Annotated in this window: 23 protein-coding genes and 1 other RNA gene; 18 read left to right on the plus strand and 6 right to left on the minus strand. The window is 68.1% G+C overall.

From position 1 onward, the window contains the following. Positions 1-17: 17 nt before the first annotated feature. From KBZ33_RS12900 to ftsZ, 4 genes are all read left to right on the plus strand, one after another. Positions 18-1136: a D-alanine--D-alanine ligase family protein gene (locus KBZ33_RS12900; protein ID WP_254953544.1), complete on the plus strand. Its 1119-nt coding sequence runs from the start codon at positions 18-20 to the stop codon at positions 1134-1136. Then, positions 1133-1543: a hypothetical protein gene (locus tag KBZ33_RS12905; RefSeq protein ID WP_254953545.1), complete on the plus strand. Its 411-nt coding sequence runs from the start codon at positions 1133-1135 to the stop codon at positions 1541-1543. Before KBZ33_RS12900 ends, KBZ33_RS12905 begins: the two co-directional genes overlap by 4 nt. Further along, complete coding sequence (locus KBZ33_RS12910; protein ID WP_254953547.1) at positions 1540-2406, plus strand: FtsQ-type POTRA domain-containing protein; 867 nt, start codon at positions 1540-1542, stop codon at positions 2404-2406. The genes KBZ33_RS12905 and KBZ33_RS12910 overlap by 4 nt, the downstream gene beginning before the upstream one ends. A 227-nt stretch (positions 2407-2633) precedes the next feature. Then, positions 2634-3725: a cell division protein FtsZ gene (ftsZ, locus tag KBZ33_RS12915; protein WP_254953552.1), complete on the plus strand. Its 1092-nt coding sequence runs from the start codon at positions 2634-2636 to the stop codon at positions 3723-3725. A 17-nt stretch (positions 3726-3742) separates the two neighbouring features. On the opposite strand, the gene ffs is transcribed toward ftsZ, so the two are convergent. Next, positions 3743-3839: signal recognition particle sRNA small type (gene ffs / locus KBZ33_RS12920), an RNA gene on the minus strand. 44 nt (positions 3840-3883) lie between these two features. Here ffs and panB point away from each other — a divergent pair. Beyond that, positions 3884-4729 (plus strand): 3-methyl-2-oxobutanoate hydroxymethyltransferase, encoded by an 846-nt coding sequence (gene panB, locus KBZ33_RS12925; RefSeq protein ID WP_254953626.1) that lies wholly within the window; start codon positions 3884-3886, stop codon positions 4727-4729. Here the strand turns inward: panB and hemW are convergent. After that, positions 4638-5873 carry a radical SAM family heme chaperone HemW gene (gene hemW / locus KBZ33_RS12930; protein WP_254953555.1) on the minus strand — a complete coding sequence of 412 codons (1236 nt, stop codon included), beginning with the start codon at positions 5871-5873 and terminating at the stop codon, positions 4638-4640. The genes panB and hemW overlap by 92 nt on opposite strands. 93 nt (positions 5874-5966) lie before the next feature. On the opposite strand from hemW, the gene KBZ33_RS12935 reads away from it, so the two are divergent. The 6 genes from KBZ33_RS12935 (at position 5967) to cbiB (ending at position 11411) form a co-directional block, all read left to right on the plus strand. Next, positions 5967-7130, plus strand: a complete 1164-nt coding sequence (locus KBZ33_RS12935; RefSeq protein WP_254953556.1) for a PIN/TRAM domain-containing protein — start codon at positions 5967-5969, stop codon at positions 7128-7130. Between the two features lie 31 nt (positions 7131-7161). After that, complete coding sequence (locus KBZ33_RS12940) at positions 7162-7833, plus strand: ATP-dependent Clp protease proteolytic subunit (protein WP_254953557.1); 672 nt, start codon at positions 7162-7164, stop codon at positions 7831-7833. A 93-nt stretch (positions 7834-7926) separates the two neighbouring features. Beyond that, a complete protein-coding gene (locus KBZ33_RS12945; RefSeq protein ID WP_254953558.1) occupies positions 7927-8538 on the plus strand; it encodes an ATP-dependent Clp protease proteolytic subunit in 612 nt (203 codons plus the stop codon). A gap of 53 nt (positions 8539-8591) precedes the next feature. After that, positions 8592-9587 carry a ketol-acid reductoisomerase gene (ilvC, locus tag KBZ33_RS12950; RefSeq protein ID WP_254953560.1) on the plus strand — a complete coding sequence of 332 codons (996 nt, stop codon included), beginning with the start codon at positions 8592-8594 and terminating at the stop codon, positions 9585-9587. Between the two features lie 10 nt (positions 9588-9597). After that, complete coding sequence (locus KBZ33_RS12955; protein ID WP_254953562.1) at positions 9598-10404, plus strand: hypothetical protein; 807 nt, start codon at positions 9598-9600, stop codon at positions 10402-10404. Next, on the plus strand, positions 10401-11411 hold the full coding sequence (cbiB, locus tag KBZ33_RS12960; protein ID WP_254953563.1) for an adenosylcobinamide-phosphate synthase CbiB: 1011 nt from the start codon (positions 10401-10403) through the stop codon (positions 11409-11411). Before KBZ33_RS12955 ends, cbiB begins: the two co-directional genes overlap by 4 nt. Here the strand turns inward: cbiB and KBZ33_RS12965 are convergent. Both KBZ33_RS12965 and KBZ33_RS12970 read right to left on the minus strand, forming a co-directional pair. Continuing rightward, on the minus strand, positions 11405-12121 hold the full coding sequence (locus KBZ33_RS12965) for a sugar transferase (RefSeq protein ID WP_254953565.1): 717 nt from the start codon (positions 12119-12121) through the stop codon (positions 11405-11407). The two genes, cbiB and KBZ33_RS12965, sit on opposite strands and share 7 nt — an antisense overlap. Before the next feature lie 65 nt (positions 12122-12186). Continuing rightward, complete coding sequence (locus KBZ33_RS12970) at positions 12187-13380, minus strand: glycosyltransferase (protein WP_254953567.1); 1194 nt, start codon at positions 13378-13380, stop codon at positions 12187-12189. A 108-nt stretch (positions 13381-13488) separates the two neighbouring features. Here KBZ33_RS12970 and KBZ33_RS12975 point away from each other — a divergent pair, with 108 nt between their 5' ends. Beyond that, positions 13489-13731, plus strand: coding sequence for a hypothetical protein (locus KBZ33_RS12975; protein ID WP_254953568.1), 243 nt, complete (start codon positions 13489-13491; stop codon positions 13729-13731). Positions 13732-13849: 118 nt separating this feature from the next. After that, the gene (locus tag KBZ33_RS12980; protein WP_254953570.1) at positions 13850-14143 is read left to right on the plus strand and encodes a DUF1311 domain-containing protein; all 294 of its coding nucleotides are present in this window, start codon (positions 13850-13852) and stop codon (positions 14141-14143) included. 129 nt (positions 14144-14272) lie between these two features. On the opposite strand, the gene KBZ33_RS12985 is transcribed toward KBZ33_RS12980, so the two are convergent. Further along, entirely contained in the window at positions 14273-15226 is a 954-nt protein-coding gene (locus KBZ33_RS12985) for an IS1595 family transposase (RefSeq protein WP_254953571.1), read from the minus strand. Positions 15227-15391: 165 nt separating this feature from the next. Here KBZ33_RS12985 and KBZ33_RS12990 point away from each other — a divergent pair, with 165 nt between their 5' ends. The 4 genes from KBZ33_RS12990 to KBZ33_RS13000 all read left to right on the plus strand — a co-directional run bounded on the left by KBZ33_RS12990 (position 15392) and on the right by KBZ33_RS13000 (position 17086). Beyond that, a complete protein-coding gene (locus KBZ33_RS12990) occupies positions 15392-15649 on the plus strand; it encodes a hypothetical protein (protein WP_255011792.1) in 258 nt (85 codons plus the stop codon). Positions 15650-15854: 205 nt separating this feature from the next. Then, positions 15855-16247 carry a hypothetical protein gene (locus KBZ33_RS12995; RefSeq protein WP_254953575.1) on the plus strand — a complete coding sequence of 131 codons (393 nt, stop codon included), beginning with the start codon at positions 15855-15857 and terminating at the stop codon, positions 16245-16247. Continuing rightward, on the plus strand, positions 16228-16551 hold the full coding sequence (locus KBZ33_RS21840; RefSeq protein WP_396108469.1) for a hypothetical protein: 324 nt from the start codon (positions 16228-16230) through the stop codon (positions 16549-16551). Before KBZ33_RS12995 ends, KBZ33_RS21840 begins: the two co-directional genes overlap by 20 nt. 148 nt (positions 16552-16699) lie before the next feature. Beyond that, entirely contained in the window at positions 16700-17086 is a 387-nt protein-coding gene (locus KBZ33_RS13000) for a hypothetical protein (protein WP_254942935.1), read from the plus strand. A gap of 52 nt (positions 17087-17138) precedes the next feature. Here KBZ33_RS13000 and KBZ33_RS13005 read toward each other — a convergent pair whose 3' ends face one another. Next, positions 17139-17276, minus strand: coding sequence for a hypothetical protein (locus KBZ33_RS13005; protein WP_180667674.1), 138 nt, complete (start codon positions 17274-17276; stop codon positions 17139-17141). Positions 17277-17521: 245 nt separating this feature from the next. Here KBZ33_RS13005 and KBZ33_RS13010 point away from each other — a divergent pair, with 245 nt between their 5' ends. Then, positions 17522-18046 (plus strand): SLOG family protein, encoded by a 525-nt coding sequence (locus KBZ33_RS13010; RefSeq protein ID WP_254953580.1) that lies wholly within the window; start codon positions 17522-17524, stop codon positions 18044-18046. The last annotated feature ends 13 nt before the right edge of the window (positions 18047-18059 follow it).

The following is an 18059-nucleotide window of genomic DNA, read 5'->3' on the forward strand; positions in this document are numbered from 1 at the left end:
CCCTCTTTCCTGTGCCGATGGCCCCCCACCCCACCCGCGTCGGCCTGGTGTTCGGGGGAGCCTCCGGCGAACACGCTGTCTCGATTCGCTCGGCCCAGACCGTGCTGCGGGCACTGCGCAGCGGCGCCAATGCCGAGCGCTATCGGGTCCGTTGCTTCTACATCGATCGCCGTGGCGGCTGGTGGCCGGAGACCGTGGCGACGGCAGTCCTGGAGCGGGGCCTGCCCGCCGAACCCGCCGATCTGCCGGGCCAGCCGGAGGCGGGTGGCTTCCGGGGCTTTCCGGAGGGGGCCCTGGAGATGGAGGTGTGGTTTCCGGTGCTGCATGGCCCCAACGGGGAGGACGGCACGGTCCAGGGGCTGTTCACCCTGATGGGGGTGCCCTTCGTGGGCTCCGGCGTGCTGGGGTCGGCCCTGGGAATGGACAAGCAGGCCATGAAGGCCGCCTTCGCCGCCGCCGGCCTGCCCCAGGTGCCCTACGCCTGTATCGAGGCGTCTGAGCTGGCCGCCTCCAGCCCCGGCGCCCGGGAGGCCCTGCTGGAGCGGCTGGAGGGCCAGCTCGGCTATCCCTGCTTCGTCAAGCCGGCCAACATGGGCTCCTCGGTGGGCATCAGCAAGGCCGGCGACCGTGCCGCCCTGCTCATGGGCCTGGAGCTGGCCGCGGGCCTCGACCGTCGTCTGGTGGTGGAGCAGGGCGTCAAGGCCCGGGAACTGGAATGCGCCGTGCTGCAGTGCAGCGATGGCCAGGGGGACGGGCTGAGGGCCTCGGTGCTGGGCGAAATCCGCTTCGATGCCGACTGGTACGACTACGAGACCAAGTACAGCGAGGGCCTCAGCCACACCGTGATCCCCGCCGTGGTGAGCGAGGTCGTGAGCGAACGGGCCCGGGCGATGGCCCTCGACGCCTGCCGGGCGGTGGCGGCCGGAGGGCTGGCCCGGGTTGATTTCTTCTACGACGAGGGCACGGGCAGCCTCTGGTTGAACGAGATCAACACCCTGCCGGGCTTCACGAGCCAGAGCATGTACCCCATGCTGTGGGAGGCCAGTGGATGTCCACTCCCCGACCTGGTGCACCAATTGGTGCTGGCCGCGGGAAGATCGGTGCATGGGATGAACGTGGAGGGAACGGCGGCATGATCCATGGCCTGCTGTGGCTGCCCCTGCTGGCGGCCTTCGTGCTCCTGGTGGCCCTCGGCTGGATAGAGCGGCGGCGGCAGCAGCTGTTCCGCGACTGGGCCAGTGGCGCCGAACTGGCCAAGCTGGATGGCTGTGGAGCCGCCCGGCTGCTGGACGGGGAACTGAGCTGGAGCCGGTTTGTGGCCGGCAGCTTCCAACCGATGGGCTGCTTCAGCATCAAACGCCTGGAAATGGTCGAGCTGCTCTCGCTCAGCTCCGGGGAGGCCCCCCTGACCGAGGAGAGCGAAGGGGCCTGCCGGCTGCGGCTGGTGGGGGGTGGTCAGCAGGAGGAACTGCCCTTCGCCGACGCCCGTCGGGCCCGCAGCTGGATGGGCGAACTCATGGCCCGCTCCCGCTGCGAGCTGTGAAGCAGGCCCCCTCTTCGCCGGGAGCGCCCCTGCCGGCGGGAGTGCTGCGCCGCAAGGAACTGCGCCGTCAGCGCCGCAGCGAGAGGCTGCGCCTGCTCTGGCGCATCCTGGTCTTCAGTGCCCTCTCCGCCGGCCTGGGCTACGTGCTGCTGCGGCAGGGCTGGACCCTGGGGGAGCCGGCCCAGGTGGAGGTCATCGGCAGCGCCGTGGTCAGTCGCGACCAGGTGATCACAGCCGCCGGACTGCGCTTCCCCCAGCCCCTGATGGCCCTGCAGCCCCGCCAGGTGGCCAGCAACCTGATGGGGGCCCTGCCGGTGGAGCAGGTGAAGGTGAGCCGGCTGATGCTGCCGCCGCGACTTCGGGTGGAGCTGAAGGACAGGGAGGCGGTGGCCCGAGCTGAGCGCCGCACCGACCGCGGACCGGACATGGGCTTCGTGGATCGGCTGGGCAACTGGATCAGCATCCGCCAACACATGGGAGTGCTCCGCCAGGGCGACCTGTCCCTGCTGGTCGTCGGCTGGAACGCCCGCCACCGGGCCGTGCTGGCCAGGGTGCTGAAGGAGCGGGAGGCGCTGGGTCCCGGGCTTCGCGAAATCCGCTTCGAACCGGACGGCAGCCTCTGGCTCACGATCACCCAGCTGGGCCGGGTGCGGCTGGGCCCCCCCGACGCCCGCCTGCCCCGGCGGCTGGAGGTGGTCGCCCACCTCAGCCGCATCCTGCCGACCAGTATGAAAGGAAGCCCGCCGCTGCTGATCGATTTGAGCGATCCCGAACAGCCCGAGCTCAGCATGGGCAGCAAGGGCAGAACCGCCGCACCGGCCCGACTTCTGAAGCCCCGGCTCTCTCCAGCCGGCGCCCAGTGAGGGATCTCAGCCCTCGCCAGGCAGCCATCCACCCAGCCAGACAATCCTCACAGGCCGTTGCGCCCTGAGCCGATTCCGTCCAATGTGATTTATCGGCAACTCTGGCTGAGCTGGCCACCGACATAATGCAGCCGCAGATCAACGGCCACGTCTCCCCTCCCGCGATGTCGCGCGATCAGGACCGCCTTCACCATGTCGATCTTTCGTCCCCGCAGGAGCCCCACGCGATGAGCCAGACCTCGCCCAGCAGCAATGGGATCGTCCCGAGCCAATCGGCCCGGATCGAGGTGATCGGCGTGGGGGGAGGCGGCAGCAACGCGGTCAACCGGATGATCGCCACCGACCTCAAAGGAGTGGGCTATCGGGTGCTCAACACCGACGCCCAGGCCCTGCTGCAGTCGGCGGCTGGCCAGCGCATCCAGCTGGGCCAGAAGCTCACCCGGGGCCTGGGGGCCGGCGGCAACCCGGTGATCGGCCAGAAGGCGGCGGAGGAATCCAGGGCCGATCTGCAGCAATCGCTCGAGGGCGCCGATCTCGTCTTCATCGCCGCCGGCATGGGCGGTGGCACCGGCACCGGTGCGGCGCCGATCGTGGCGGAGGTGGCCAAGGAATGTGGCGCCCTCACCGTGGGCATCGTCACCAAACCGTTCGGCTTCGAGGGCCGCAAACGGCTGCGTCAGGCGGAGGAGGGCATCGCCCGCCTGGCCGAGCATGTCGACACCCTGATCATCATTCCCAACGATCGCCTGCGGGACGCCATCGCCGGGGCGCCGCTCCAGGAGGCCTTCCGGGCCGCCGACGACGTCCTGCGCATGGGCGTGAAGGGCATCACCGACATCATCACCAGGCCGGGTCTGGTGAACGTCGACTTCGCCGACATCCGTTCGGTGATGGCCGATGCCGGCACCGCCCTGCTGGGCATCGGCGTGGGCTCCGGCCGTTCACGGGCCATCGAGGCGGCCCAGGCCGCCATGAGCAGCCCCCTGCTGGAGTCGGCCCGCATCGACGGCGCCAACGGCTGCGTCATCAACATCAGCGGCGGCAAGGACATGACCCTGGAGGACATGACCACCGCTTCTGAGGTCATCTACGACGTGGTGGACCCGGACGCCAACATCATCGTGGGGGCCGTGGTGGACGAATCCCTCGAGGGCGAGATCCACGTCACCGTGATCGCCACCGGCTTCCAGAGCGGCGGCCACTACCGGCCGGAGCGCACGAGCACCGCGAGCTTCGCCGACAACCTCACCCACACCCCTGAGGAGCGCGGAGCCATGATCCCGCCATTTCTGATCAATCGCCAGAACCGGATCGACTGATCGTCCTGTTTCAAGAGGGTGACCCGGAGTCCACGCCTGCCCTGAGCATCCCGTGTGGCTGCTCCCTTCCGGTCCTGACCAGATTTGGGCGTCAGAGCCGCGTGGGTCCGAGTCGAGTTGATGCTAGCAATGCCCCCTCCGCCCACCGTGCCGTGCCCCTGCGACCCCCTGATCTGACACGGCGCAAGCAGGCGGGTCTGCCGATCACCGTGCTGACCGCCTGGGACGCGCTCTCCGCCGCCGTGGTGGCCGGCGCCGGGGTGGAGGCGGTCCTGGTGGGCGACTCCCTGGCGATGGTGGTGCTCGGCCACGCCACCACCCTGCCGGTCACCCTCGAGGAGATGCTGCACCACTGCCGCGCCGTTGGCCGGGGGCTGGCGGCGGCAGCGGTGCCCCATCCGCCGCTGCTGATCTGCGATCTCCCCTTTCTGAGCTACCAGTGCGGCGCCGATGCGGCGATGGCCGCCGCGGGACGGGTGCTGAAGGAAACGCCGGCGGTGGCGGTGAAGCTGGAAGGGGCCGAGCCCGAGACGCTCACCGTGATCGACCGGATGGTGCGCAGTGGGATTCCGGTGATGGGCCACCTGGGGCTGACCCCCCAGTCGGTGCATCTGCTGGGCTACCGGCGCCAGGCCGGCGATCCGGTCAGCCAGGAACGGCTGCGGAGGCGGGCCCTGGCCCTGCAGGAGGCCGGCTGTTTCGCCCTGGTGCTCGAGCATGTTCCGGCGGAGCTGGCCGGTGAGCTGAGCGCCGCCCTGGTGATTCCAGTGATCGGCATCGGCGCCGGAGAGGGCTGCGACGGCCAGGTGCGGGTGACCGCCGATCTGCTGGGGCTCACCAGTCGCCAACCCCCCTTCAGCCCCCCCCTGATCGAGGGCCGGGCCCTGGCGGTGGAGGTCCTCGGCCGCTGGGTCAGGGAGCAGGGGCCCGCAGCGGTTCCAGGGCCTGCTCCAGCTCAAGGTCCTGCCACCAGGCCAGCATCTCCCGCAGCACCCCATTGCTGAGGGCCAGCCCCGCCGGATCCGCCAGGCGCCAACGGGGTCCCTCGATGCAGAGCAGACCGCGTCGCTCATAGGCCGCGAGCCGCTCCCGCAGACCCTCCAGCTGGGGCGCCTCCAGGCGCTCCTGGCGGGCCAGCTGTTCCATGTTCACCCCCTCCCGGCGGCGCAGGCCCACCATCAACCGTTCCTCGAAGGGCATGCCCGGCTCAGCTTCAGCCGGCTCGTCCACCTGGGCCGGCGGGGACACGCCTGCCGCCAGGGACTCCGCGTAGCCGGCACGGGTGCGGGGGTGGGCCCGGCGACGACCGCGGGGGGCAGCGGTGGCGCCCATGCCGAACCCCCACCAGCCGGCTCCGCTCCAGTAGACGCGGTTGTGGCGCGAGGCGTGGCCGGGCAAGGCGTAGTTCGACACCTCGTAGTGGCCGTAGCCGGCGGCCGTGAGCCGGGCCCAGGTCAGGTCCATCAGATCGGCGGCCAGATCCTCGGGCGGCAGATCCAGCTCCCCCCGCGCCAGGCGCCGCTCAAAGACCGTGCCCGGCTCGATGCTCAGGTCGTACACCGACAGATGGGGGGGCTCCAGGGCGATGGCCGCGCCGAGCTGGTCGTCCCAGTGGGCGGCGTCCTGCCGCGGCAGCCCCTGGATCAGATCCAGGCTCCAGCTGGCCAGCTCCCCCCGCCGGCGGGCCCGGCGCAACCAGCCAGCCGCCTCCCGCAGGTCGGCCCCCCGGTGGCGGCGGCCCAGGTCCGCCAGCACGGCGTCGTCAAAGCTCTGGCCCCCCAGGCTGACGCGGTTGATGCCGGCGGCCAGATAGCCCGCCAGGCGAGCCTCGTCAAAACTGGCCGGATCCAGCTCCAGGCTCAGCTCCGCCCCCGACGCCAGGCCGAAGCGGCTGGCCAGGGCCTCCAGAATCGCCGCCACCTGGACGCTACTCAGCATCGAAGGAGTGCCACCGCCCAGATACACCGTTGCCAGCGGTGGGCCGCCGGGGGAAGTGGCGATCTCCTGATGCAGCAGGGCCAGGTAGGCGGCGATCGAGCCGGAGGTGGCCCCATCGGCCCTGTCGCCGAGGGGCACCACCGGGAAATCGCAGTAGAAACAGCGCCGGTGACAAAAGGGGATGTGGACGTAGGCGGATCGGGGATCCATCACGGGCGGTAATCCCAGGGACCCAAACGGCGGAAGATCGGCCAAGCTGCTTTGAAGACCTGCTGGGCGGCCAAGGCGTCGGGACTTCGAAGCATGGTGGACACCCTCATCTTGCTCCTGTTCCTGATCTCAGGGGGAGCCACCGGCTGGCTCGGCGTTGACCTGCTGCCGGAGCAGCTGCTGCTGGAGGTCACCAACCAGGAAGGGCTGCGGACGGTGATGGGGGGCTTCGGCGCCTTCTTCGGGCTGATCGCCGGCATCTTCTTCCAGCAACTGCGCCGGCGGCTGATGGCCCAGGTGCGCAGCATGCCCACCGACCTGCTGATCAGCCGGGCGGTGGGACTGATCCTCGGCCTGCTGGTGGCCAACCTGCTGCTGGCGCCGATCCTGCTGCTGCCCCTGCCCTGGGAGGTGGTGCTGGTGAAGCCGCTGGCGGCGGTGCTCAGCAACGTCTTCTTCGGGGTGCTGGGGTACAACCTGGCGGAGGTGCATGGCCGCACCCTGCTGCGGCTGTTCAATCCGGCCAGCACCGAGGCCCTGCTGGTGGCCGATGGGGTTCTGCTGCCCGCCACCGCCAAGATCCTCGACACCAGCGTGATCATCGACGGCCGCATCCGTGCCCTGCTGGCCTCCGGCCTGCTGGAAGGTCAGGTGATCGTGGCCCAGGCCGTGATCGACGAACTTCAGGCCCTGGCCGATTCCTCCAACAGCGAGAAGCGCGCCAAGGGACGCCGGGGCCTGAAGCTGCTCACCGAACTGCGCGAGAACTACGGTCGCCGGCTGGTGCTGAACAGCACCCGCTACAGCGGCAACGGCGCCGATGACAAATTGCTCAAGCTCACCGCCGACACCGGCGGAACCCTGCTCACCGCCGACTTCAACCTGGCCCAGGTGGCCCAGGTGCAGGAGCTGCGGGTGCTCAACCTCAGCGAACTGGTCATTGCCCTGCGGCCCGAGGTGCAGCCCGGTGATGCTCTCCAGCTCAAGATCGTGCGCGAGGGCAAGGAGGCCGACCAGGGCGTCGGTTACCTGGAGGACGGCACGATGGTGGTGGTGGAGGATGCCCGGCGCCGGATTGGCGAACGTCTGCCCGTCACCGTCACCGGTGCCCTGCAGACACCCACCGGCCGCATGGTGTTCGCCCGCTGCGACCGCAACCAGGACCGCCCCGGCGAGCTGGCCAATGGCCGCGGCCTCGACAAGCAGGGAGGGAAACCCGTCGCCCTGCGGGAGCACCAGCCTCCTGGCCCCGGCTAGGCTCCTGCCTCAAGAGTGCTGGTGAGCGCGGATGACGGTGTCGGCCCCCTACTACGGCGATTCCGCAGCGATGCGCACGCCGCCGCCGGATCTGCCGTCCCTGCTGCTCAAGGAGCGGATCGTCTACCTGGGCCTGCCCCTGTTCTCCGACGATGAAGCCAAGCGTCAGATGGGCATCGACGTCACCGAGCTGATCATTGCCCAGCTGCTTTACCTCGAGTTCGACAATCCAGAGAAGCCGATCTTCTTCTACATCAACTCCACCGGCACCAGCTGGTACTCCGGCGACGCCATCGGTTTCGAGACCGAAGCCTTCGCCATCTGCGACACCCTGCGCTACGTGAAACCGCCGGTGCACACCATCTGCATCGGCCAGGCCATGGGCACCGCCGCGATGATCCTTTCAGCCGGCACCAAGGGACAGCGGGCCGCCCTGCCCCACGCCTCGATTGTGCTGCACCAGCCCCGCTCCGGCGCCCGTGGCCAGGCCAGCGACATCCAGATCCGGGCCAAGGAAGTGCTGCACAACAAACACAGCATGCTGGAAATCCTCTCCGAGAACACCGGCAAGAGCGTCGAGGACCTCTCCCGCGACTCCGACCGGATGACCTATCTCACCGCCAAGGAGGCCATGGCCTACGGCCTGATCGACCGGGTGCTCACCAGCCGCAAGGACCTGCCGACGGCCGCCCCCGTGGCGTGATGCACCAGGTGGGCTGAACCCAGTGCCCACCGGCTTCCGGCCGACCCTTTCCACCAACTCTTCTCCCCGGCTCCGAACGAGAGCCTTCCCGCCATGCCCATCGGCACCCCCAGCGTTCCCTACCGCCTCCCCGGCAGCCAGTACGAGCGCTGGGTCGACATTTACACCCGCCTCGGGGTGGAGCGCATTCTCTTCCTGGGCCAGGAAGTCACCGACGGCATCGCCAACAGCCTGGTGGCCCAGATGTTGTACCTCGACGCTGATGACAGCTCCAAGCCGATCTATCTGTACATCAACTCGCCAGGCGGGTCGGTGACGGCCGGACTGGCGATCTTCGACACGATGCAATACGTCAAATCGGACGTGGTGACGATCTGCGTCGGGCTGGCGGCCTCCATGGGGGCTTTCCTGCTGGCGGCCGGCACCAAGGGCAAGCGTCTGGCCCTGCCCCACAGCCGGATCATGATCCACCAGCCCCTGGGCGGCACCAGTCAGCGCCAGGCCAGCGACATCGAGATCGAGGCGCGGGAGATCCTGCGCATCAAGGACATGCTCAACCAGTCGCTGGCCGGCATGTGCGACCAGCCGCTGGAGAAAGTCACCAAGGACACCGACCGCGACTACTTCCTCAGCGCCGCCGAAGCCAGGGACTACGGCCTGATCGACCGGGTGATCGCCCACCCCTCGGAAGCAGCAGGCGGCTGAAGACGGTGCGGACGCACGCCTAAAGTCTGCGTTTGCCCTGCCCGCCGCCCGGAATGGCCCAGCTCTTCTACGACTCCGACGCCGACCTCGGCCTGCTGACCGGCAAGACGGTGGCCATCATCGGCTACGGCTCCCAGGGCCATGCCCACGCCCTCAACCTCAAGGACAGCGGTGTCAATGTGGTGGTGGGCCTCTACGACGGCAGCCGCTCGGCCGCCAAGGCCCGGGCCGACGGCCTCGAGGTGCTGAGCGTCGCCGACGCCTGCGCCAAGGCCGACTGGATCATGGTGCTGCTGCCCGATGAGGCCCAGAAGGCCGTCTACGCCACTGAGATCGCGCCCCATCTGAGCGCCGGCAAGGTGCTGAGCTTCGCCCACGGCTTCAACATCCGCTTCGGCCTGATCCAGCCGCCCGCCGACGTGGACGTGGTGATGATCGCCCCCAAGGGCCCCGGCCACACCGTGCGCTGGGAGTTCCAGAACGGCCAGGGCGTGCCCGCCCTGTTCGCCATCGAGCAGGACGCCTCCGGCAACGCCCGCGCCCTGGCGATGGCCTACGCCAAGGGGATCGGCGGCACCCGCGCCGGCATCCTCGAAACCAACTTCAAAGAAGAAACCGAAACCGACCTGTTCGGGGAGCAGGCCGTGCTCTGCGGCGGTCTGAGCGAACTGGTGAAGGCCGGCTTCGAGACCCTGGTGGAAGCGGGCTACCAGCCCGAGCTGGCCTACTTCGAGTGCCTGCACGAGGTGAAGCTGATCGTCGATCTGATGGTCAAGGGCGGCCTCACCGCCATGCGCGATTCGATCTCCAACACCGCCGAATACGGCGACTACGTGAGCGGCCCGCGGCTGATCACCGCCGACACCAAGGCGGAGATGCGGCGCATTCTGGCCGACATTCAGGACGGCACCTTCGCCCGCAACTTCGTGGCCGAGTGCGAAGCGGGCAAGCCGGAGATGGCCAAGGCGCGCGAGCGCGATGCCGCCCATCCGATCGAACAGGTGGGCAAGGGCCTCCGCTCCATGTTCAGCTGGCTCAAGGCCGCCTGATCTCCAGCCGATGCACAGGCGCCTGCTGACCCTGGCCTGGAGCAGCAGCCAGGGCGGCGGCACCCTCGCCATTGGCGCCACCGCCAGGTTGCTCAGCCGCCTCACCCCCTCACCCCTGCTGAACGGGGTGCTGCCCGCCCTGGCCACCCTGCCGCTGCTGGTACCCCTGCCCCAGCGCATCCGCCTCGGCTACCTGATCCAGCTGCTCAGCCTGCTGCTGCTGCTGCTGCCCTTGGTGCCGGTGATCGGCGTGCTCCAGGCCGGCGACCGCCCCCAGCCAGACCCCAGCACCGATCAGGGCGGTGAGGCCCTGCGGCTGGAGCCCGGCGGCGTCCTGCAGGGGCTGTTGTTCGGGGGCCTGTTCGCCCTGCTGCCCCTGTGGGTGCGCCAGGAGGCGGCAGGCAACTGCTTTGATTTCGGGCTGGTGCTGACGGCCTACGGCCTGGGCCGCACCGGTGCGGAAGCCTGGGGCCTGCGGCTGCCGCCGCGCCTGCCTTACCTGCTGATGGCCGCCGTGCTGGTGGCGACCCAGTGGGTGGACGGCTGGGGGGCCGTGGTCCTGGTCCTGTTCGTGCCCTTGGGCCTGCTGGCGGCCCTGGCGGACGCCAGCCTGGCGATCGGCATGGGTCCGGCCGGTGACCTGCAGCGCAACTGGAACCGCCTGGAGCGCTCCTCGGCCCTGGGGGGCCTGATGGGAAGCCTGGGGATGGGCCTGGTCGCCCAGGTGATCGGCCTGGCCGGCAGCCTGCCGATCCAGTTGGTGGCCTTCCTGGGGGCCGGAGCCCTGCTGCCCCTGCTGCAACGTCGCCGGCGTTGACCCCCGCCCTGCTCGTGCTGCTCGCCTGCGGGCTGGATCGGCTGCTGGGGGACCCCCTGTGGTGGCCGCACCCGGTGCAGGCCATGGGCTGGGCCATCGGCGTGCTGCGCCGGGCCGTGGAAGCCTGGGCCGGTGATGTCCCCCGGCGCCTGCGCCTGGGCGGGGCGCTGCTGGCCCTGGTGGTGATCGCCGGCAGCGGCCTGGCGGGCTGGGGGATCGAGGCCCTGGCCAGGCGCGCCCCCCTGGTGGGCACCCCCCTGCTGCTGCTGGGCCTGGCCAGTGCCCTGGCGGGCGGCAGCCTGGCCCGGGCCGTGCGCGCGGTGCTGGTGGCGCTACCGGATGTCCCCTTGGCAAGGGCGCGGCTGGCCCGGATCGTGGGCCGCCAGGTGAGCCAGCTGCCGGAGGCGGAGATCCTGCGGGCCGCCGCCGAGACCGCCGCTGAAAACGCCGTCGACGGTCTGTTCGCGCCGCTGTTCTGGATGCTGGTGGGGGCGGCGCTGCAGCTGGGGCCGGCACTGCCTGCGTTGCCACTGCCGGGACCCCTCGCCCTGGCCTGGAGCTTCAAGGCGGCCAGCACCCTCGATTCGATGCTCGGCTACCGCCACGGGCGCCTGCGCTGGCTGGGCACCGCCGGCGCCCGCCTCGACGATCTGCTCACCTGGCTGCCCGCCCGCCTGGTGGCCCTGACCCTGCCCCTAGCCGCGGGGCACCCCGGTCAGACCCTGCGCTTGTTTCGGGCGGCCCTGCGGGACGGCGCCCCCGACCCTTCCCCCAACGCCGGGGTTTCGGAGGCGGCCTTCGCCCACGCCGCCGGCGTGCGCCTGGGAGGCGCCAACACCTACGCCGATGGCGTTCGGATCAAGCCGATCCTGGCGGCCGCAGGGCGAGCACCCGATGCGGACGCGGTGGAGCGGATCCTGGCCCTGGGGGATCGGCTGCAGCGGCTCTGGCTGCTGGTGGCGCTGCCGGCCCTCTGGGCACTCAGCGCAACGGCAGCGCTTCAGTAGGCGCCGCGGTCGCGGGGATCCAGCATCACGCTGATCGTGCGCAGGATGATGCGCAGATCCATCAGCAGGTTGCGGCGGCGGGCATAGCGCACATCCAGCCGAACACGCTCGGGGTAGCTGAGGTTGTTGCGGCCGGACACCTGCCACAGGCCGGTCAGGCCGGGGCGGACGGCGAGCACCTCGTCCATGCGGTTGCCGTAGCGAACCAGCTCACTGGTGACGATGGGACGGGGCCCGACCACACTCATCTCGCCGCGAAGCACATTGAGGAACTGGGGCAGTTCATCCAGGCTGGAACGACGCAGGAACTTGCCCAGACGGGTGATGCGGGGATCGTTCTTGAGCTTGAAATCGTTGCGGAACTCTTCGTCGAGATCGGGCGATTCCGCCAGCAGCGTGGAGAGCAGTCGATCGGCGTCCCGGCGCATGGTGCGGAACTTGATGCACCCGAAACTGCGGTAATCGCGGCCGACCCGTTGCTGCACGTAGAACACGGGGCCCCTGGAGGTGACTTTCACCAGCAGGGCCAGGGTGAGCAGCACCGGAGCTCCGAGCGTCAGCACCGTCAACGAAAAAAGGATGTCGCCACTTCGCTTGACGACGCGATCCCGCTTGGACTGAATGGCGATCAACTCTTCAGCGGTGAACACCTGCGCCGGAGCCGTCACGAGCTGACCAGAGGCGTAGGGGGTCCCGATGGAAGAGAGCATGGGGGCCTGCTTCGATAGATGAAGTTAAGGATCAGCAGGACCGGAACTCCATGGCGGGGGGCCACTCAGATCAGAGGCACAGGACCGTGAAGGCGCCGACGCTGCTGCCGCCACAGCTTGTCCAGCAGCGTGTCCATGCGTCGCCGGAAGACCGCCGGGGCGAAGCCCTCCGCCCGGCGCCGCTGCTCCTCCGCCGGCAGGGATCGCCACAGCCGGCCTACCTCGAAGTGCTCCAGCGCCGCCGCCAGGCTGGCGGCGCTCTGCTCTGGGAACAGCAGGCCAGTGGCGCCCCGCTCGCCTTCCCTGAGGCAGCGCACGCTGTCGAGCACCCCGCCCTGCCCGAAGGCGATCACCGGGGCACCGGCCGCCATCGCCTCCACCGGCGCGATGCCGAAATCCTCCAGGCCCGCGTACACATAGGCCCGGGCCCGCTCCAGCCAGGCGGCGCTCTGCTGATCCGACAGGCGACCGAGGAAGCGGACCTGGGGCCCCGCCATCGCCTCCAGCCGCCGCCTTTCCGGGCCGTCGCCGAGCACCACCAGGGGCAGCCCGGTGCGGTTGAAGGCTTCCACCACCACATCCACCCGTTTGTTGGGCACCAGCCGGCAGAGGCTCACGTAGACGTCGTCCCGGGGCTGATCCCAACGGAACCGCTCCACGGCCACGGGGGGATGCAGCACATGGGCACGCCGGCGCCAGAAACAGCGGATCCGACGGGCGGTGAAGCGGGAATTGGCCACCAGGGCATCCACCCGGGCGCTGCTGACCACGTCCCATTGACGCAGCTGGTGCAGCTGCAGCCGCACCAGGGGTCCCAGGGGCCCGCGGGCCAGGGCGGAACGGGCCAGGTAGGGATGCATCTGGTCCCAGGCGTAGCGGGCCGGGGTGTGCACATAACTGACGTGCAACTGGTCCGGGCCCGTGATCACCCCTTTGGCCACCAGATGGCTGCTGCTGATCACCAGGGGATGGCCGGACAGGTCGAGTTGCTCGATCGCCAGGGGCAGCAGCGGCAGGTACTGCTGGACGTGGCTCACCCCCCAGGGCAGCCGCTGGATGAAGCTGGTCTGGATCCTGCGCCCTGACAGCCAACTGCCGGGCCGGCCGCTCTCCCCATCCACCAGGGCGTAGAGCTCGGGCGGGCTGCCCCGCTGCGCCAGAAGCCGGTCGAGTTCTGCCACCACCTGCTCGGACCCACCCACCGACCGGGGTGTGAACCACTCGTGCACCAGGGCGACAGGGGTGGGAAAGGCCTCCATGCCAGGCACCGTAAGGCGCCAGTATCACGAAAACTCTCAGGCGATTGCCCTTGTGGGGCTCCCTGCCGAAGCTAAGGCGACGACTGGGATGGCGAGAGCCGCAGAACGATGGCGATCCGCGAGCTCCTCGAAGACGCCTTGCAGGAGCCTTCCATCGGCGAGACCGCCTGCTTCCGCTGGCATGCCACCTCGGTGGGCATTGCGGCACTCTGGTGCGACGGCAAACCGCCGCCGGCCCCACCGTTCGATGTGGCGCTCCGGGAGGGGTTGCTGGTGGGCCTGGATCTGAGCCGGGAGGAACGGGAGTTTCACCAGGTGAAATCGGGCCTGGTGCTGCTGTTCCATTCCTGAGCAGACCCATGGCATTGACGCGCCGGTGTCAACCGCAACGCCCGGTGCTAGGCAAAAACGTCCACAACCAGGGATCTGGATGACTTGTTTTCGGTCTCGATGGGCACTGCTGCTGCTGGTGCTCCCCACAGCCATCCACGCCCAGGAAGCCAGGATCCAGTGTCCTGGCGAAAACACCGTGGAGATGCGCTACTGCGCTGCTCAATCCTGGCGGCAATCCACCGACCAGTTGAAGCGCAAGCTGCCCAAGCCACGCTTTGAGCAGTGGCAGGAGGCCACAAGGGCGGTCTGTGCCCACGCCTATGCCTCCTACAAGGACGGCACCATCTATCCGCAGTTGGTGGTGGGATGTGATGACCGCCTCAATCGGGCACTGCTGAAGGCGTTCCAGCCGCTCAACGACCTCCCCTAGATCCTGCTTCCAGCACCATCGCGATCTTCCCTGCTGTGTCCAACAACAGTGCCGATGCCACTGTCTGATCGCGCCGCGCCGGAGGCGACCAACGTGGAGGCCACGCTTGCGGCATAAAAAGTTTCTTGATTAGGTAGCTAGCTCCGCACTCCTCAAGATGCGTTCCGGCCGAGCGTCGCAGCTGCAGATGGCATGAACCACTCGCTCAGTCATTGTTGCCAAGTTGAAGCGCCGGTTGAAGCGGTAATTGAAGGCACCCAGGTAGCGATCAGCGTACTTATCGAATTTCAGGGCATGGAAGGTGCCGCTGAAGCTCGTTTTCAAGTTGCTGAGGACCGTGTTGATCCAGCGGAATACCGGCAGTTCACTGGGATGGCGTCCTTTCACGACCACAGCTTGATGCAGGCAACCGACTTCTGTCACAGCGCGGAAGCAGGCCAGCCCATCTGAGATCACTTCACATCCTATTGCGAGTGAATCCTGTGCCCAGTCAGCGATGGCAGCAAAGGAGAACGTGGCCACGGTGGCAAGCTTCACGTAACGGGGGTGGCCCGCATCATCGACAGATACGGCCGCCACGATCGGCACCTTGTTCTCTGATCCACGACCAGGCTTACCACCACAGCGTTCTCCGCCAAGGTAGGCATCATCCACCTGTACCTTTCCCCGCAGGACATAGGCCCCATCCCGCTCCTTCATCGCCTGCATGATCTTGTTGTGAACCAGCCATGCCGTGCGGTAGTTCACGCCCAGATGGCGCCTCAGAGCGAGTGAGGAGATGCCCGTCTTGGCCTGGCCCACCAGGTAGAAAGCGAGGAACCAGGTGGTCAGTGGCAACTTGGTCGCCTCCAGGATGGTTCCGGCCGTGAGGGTGGCCTGATGACGGCAGCTCCGGCATTGATAGCGCTTGAGGCGTCTGCCATGGATCAACCCGTATTCCTTGCACTCACAGCGGGGGCAACGGAAACCATCAGGCCAGCGTGCCTGCTCCAGGGCGACCTCACATTTCTCCTCGGTGCCGTAGAGCTCGATGAACCTTGGCAGCGACAGGCCTGCCTGAAACTGGATTCGATTCATGGCCATGGCAAACACACGCCTGGTACATGCGTACCAGCCCAGGCGGGAACGGCCTGCCGACGGAGCTTGCTACCTAATCAAGAAAAGTTTTACGAAACAGATAGAAAGACTTCCTAGTCGCGTCCTTAAAATAGTGTCAACAAGGCGCTAAAGATGCCATTCATTCGCTATTTGACTATCCTGCTGGTACTGCCATTCACTTTCGCAGTTCCATCCAGTGCAGCGGACTGGAAAGACAGCGACTGCCGCAAGGACAAGGATGACAGCGGCAATCGCGTTGAGATTTGTCGTGACAACGAATCAATTGGAGTCTTCTGGAGCGATGGCTCATTTGTCAATGGTTGGTGCGACAATCGCCAGTACGACATTGATTACAAAGGCCTGAGCAAAACCGAGGCCATCTCCTGGGTTGACTATTATTGCAATTGAACCAAACTCACCTGCGCTATGAAGCATTGGCTTGCGACGCAGGGGAGTTCTGAGCCACGAGACTCCAGGCCAGACTCCAAGCCATCGCCCCTTGAAGCGGCACCCAGCCGGCCTATAGCGTTTTTATCATCATCCTCCCCCCCCTACCCCCGCCCCGATCGTGCTGATCTGGCGTCCGGCTCATCTCTGGGGCTGCAGGGTCGCCTTGGCGAGCACCTTGGTCGTGATGGCGTCCGCGGCGATGGCAGGGACGCCGGTGACGGGGATGTTCAGCTACATGGCCGATGCGGCCAGCCTCCGGCTATGCGCCACCGGCCAGCAACTGCCGGTGGCGATGGAGGGCGACTTTGTGGCCCTGCAGCGCGCCTATCTCCAGGCCCGTCCGGCAGACCAACCGGGCCAGCCGTTGCTGGTGGAGCTGCAGGGGCGGATCACCCAGCGGCCATCGATGGAGGCAGGGCAGCCGCCGCGCCGCACGCTGGTGGTAGAGACGTTCGGGACGATCAGGCCCGGCCAGGAGTGCCCATCGCCGCGGGTTGCCCCCTTGCAGAGTACCAACTGGCGGCTGCAACCGCTGGATGGGCGCGTTCAGCCTTGAGGGCGAGACGATCCGCTTCTCCCAACTGGCCAGCACCCTGACGGCCTTCGAACGGCGCTTCAGCGCAGCCTGCTGCTTCCGGACGCCAGCGGCAGGACGCTGCTGCTGCTCCAGGCGGGCGAGTAGCCAGATCCGGCCCATCAGAAAACGGAGAGGGTGTCCGTGTGCAGCGGACCGGATCGACTGCTATGGGACGGCTTGGGACGATGGGCGCTACCGTCTGTACCGTCTTTTATACCGTCATTCACGGTCTGTGATGGATGGACGGAATTCGAGGCTCCAAATTGCCGTGGGACCTGCTTGAGACCCGGATCAGAGGGTTCAGGGGAGATGGCTGAGCCGGCGCTGGTTGGGGCTGAGAGCTGATCCGCAGCCAGACTGACGAGCACCATCGCTGGATTGACCCATGCGGCGTGATCACGCGACAGGAAGGGGCTGAGGAGAACCCTTTCATGGGCGACCGATTGATCATCTCTGACAACCGTGAGGACCCGGGCAACCCGCTGGTGCTTGACGGTGAGGCCATTGACGCAGCGGCACGGGACCCACTGGCGATCGGGAAGCTGATGGTTGATCAGGTCTGGGCAGAGGGAACCGACCCCACCGGTGGAGGCCTGTACTACGAGCGCAACAGCAACCAGCACCGCCGGCTGCAGGTCTTTGAAACAGGCAGCGAGGACTTCATGACCGGCGGCTGGGTGCGGGTGCTGGCTACCGCCGAACAGGTCCGCAAGGAGCGTCCTGGCATGGAGCGTGCTGCCAAGGCGGGACTGGTCACGATCCATGGCACCCACCGGGGCGTGCTGCTGGTGGAGTTCCTGGACGTTCCCTGGGGCTGAGCAACCGCCGCAGGGCTCCGGTCGGCAGCGGCCGTCCTTCAGCGTGCCACGGCTACGCCGTGGCGTGCATCGGCCAGCCGCCGCCGCCCTCCGCTCCGGGGCCGGTGTGGGGGTGGCGGGCATGGCTGTCCTCCCGCGGCTGCGGTAGCGGAGCCGCTTCCAGCCGGTAGGGGTTGGGGCGAGGCCCCAAGTTTCCTCGCGCGGCTGCGCGGCCGGTTGGGCATCCAGGTCTGAATCTGGCGGGTCTGCTTATCAGCTTTCCGATCCATCAGCGCATGGCTTTGCTTTGCGTAGATCCATTGCCCCGCAGCCGCTCTGCCCGCTTCTCAGTGCGTTTGTACTGGTAGAATAAGAGCTGCGCCAAAGGCCACGAGACCATCGCCTGCGGCAACGAAATCCTCGGACAACTTGCCCCGTTCGTTTGCTCTGTAGCCCATGAGCTTGTCCTCTGCTGCAGTGGCCCAGGCCGCTGCATTGCCTTCCCTTGGCCTCCTGCCGCCGCCGGCGTTGGCCCATCGCTCGGTCGTCATCGTCGCCGCTGGTGGCCGTGATCTCGTCTGGCCCCAGGAGCGCATCGCCTCCGCCCTGCTCCAGCGCAGCGGTGGCCGGCCTGTCCATCTGCTGCTGCATGGCGGGGCCCGTGGCGCAGATCGCTCCATCGGCCGTGCCGCCCAGCAGCTCGGCTGGCGGGTCCAGTCCCTCGCCGCTGATTGGCGCCGCTATGGCCGCAGTGCTGGCCCCATCCGCAATCGCCTCCTGCTGGAGCAGGCCCTGGTGGAGGCCCAGGCCCACACCTGCCCGGCGTTCAGCGCCTCGGTGCTGGTGATCGCCTTTCCCGGTGGGGCAGGCACGGCCTCGCTGGTGCAGCAGGCCCGCCGCTGCTCCTCCCGTTCGCCAGTGCCGGTGGTGGTGATGGAAGTGCCGCCGCCGCCGTTCTCGTCGGAGCCCCTCCCCGCCTGAGGCGCATCCGCTG

It is taken from the genome of Cyanobium sp. Cruz-8D1 (genome assembly GCF_024345975.1).
In the GTDB taxonomy this organism is placed as follows: Bacteria; Cyanobacteriota; Cyanobacteriia; order PCC-6307; family Cyanobiaceae; genus Cyanobium.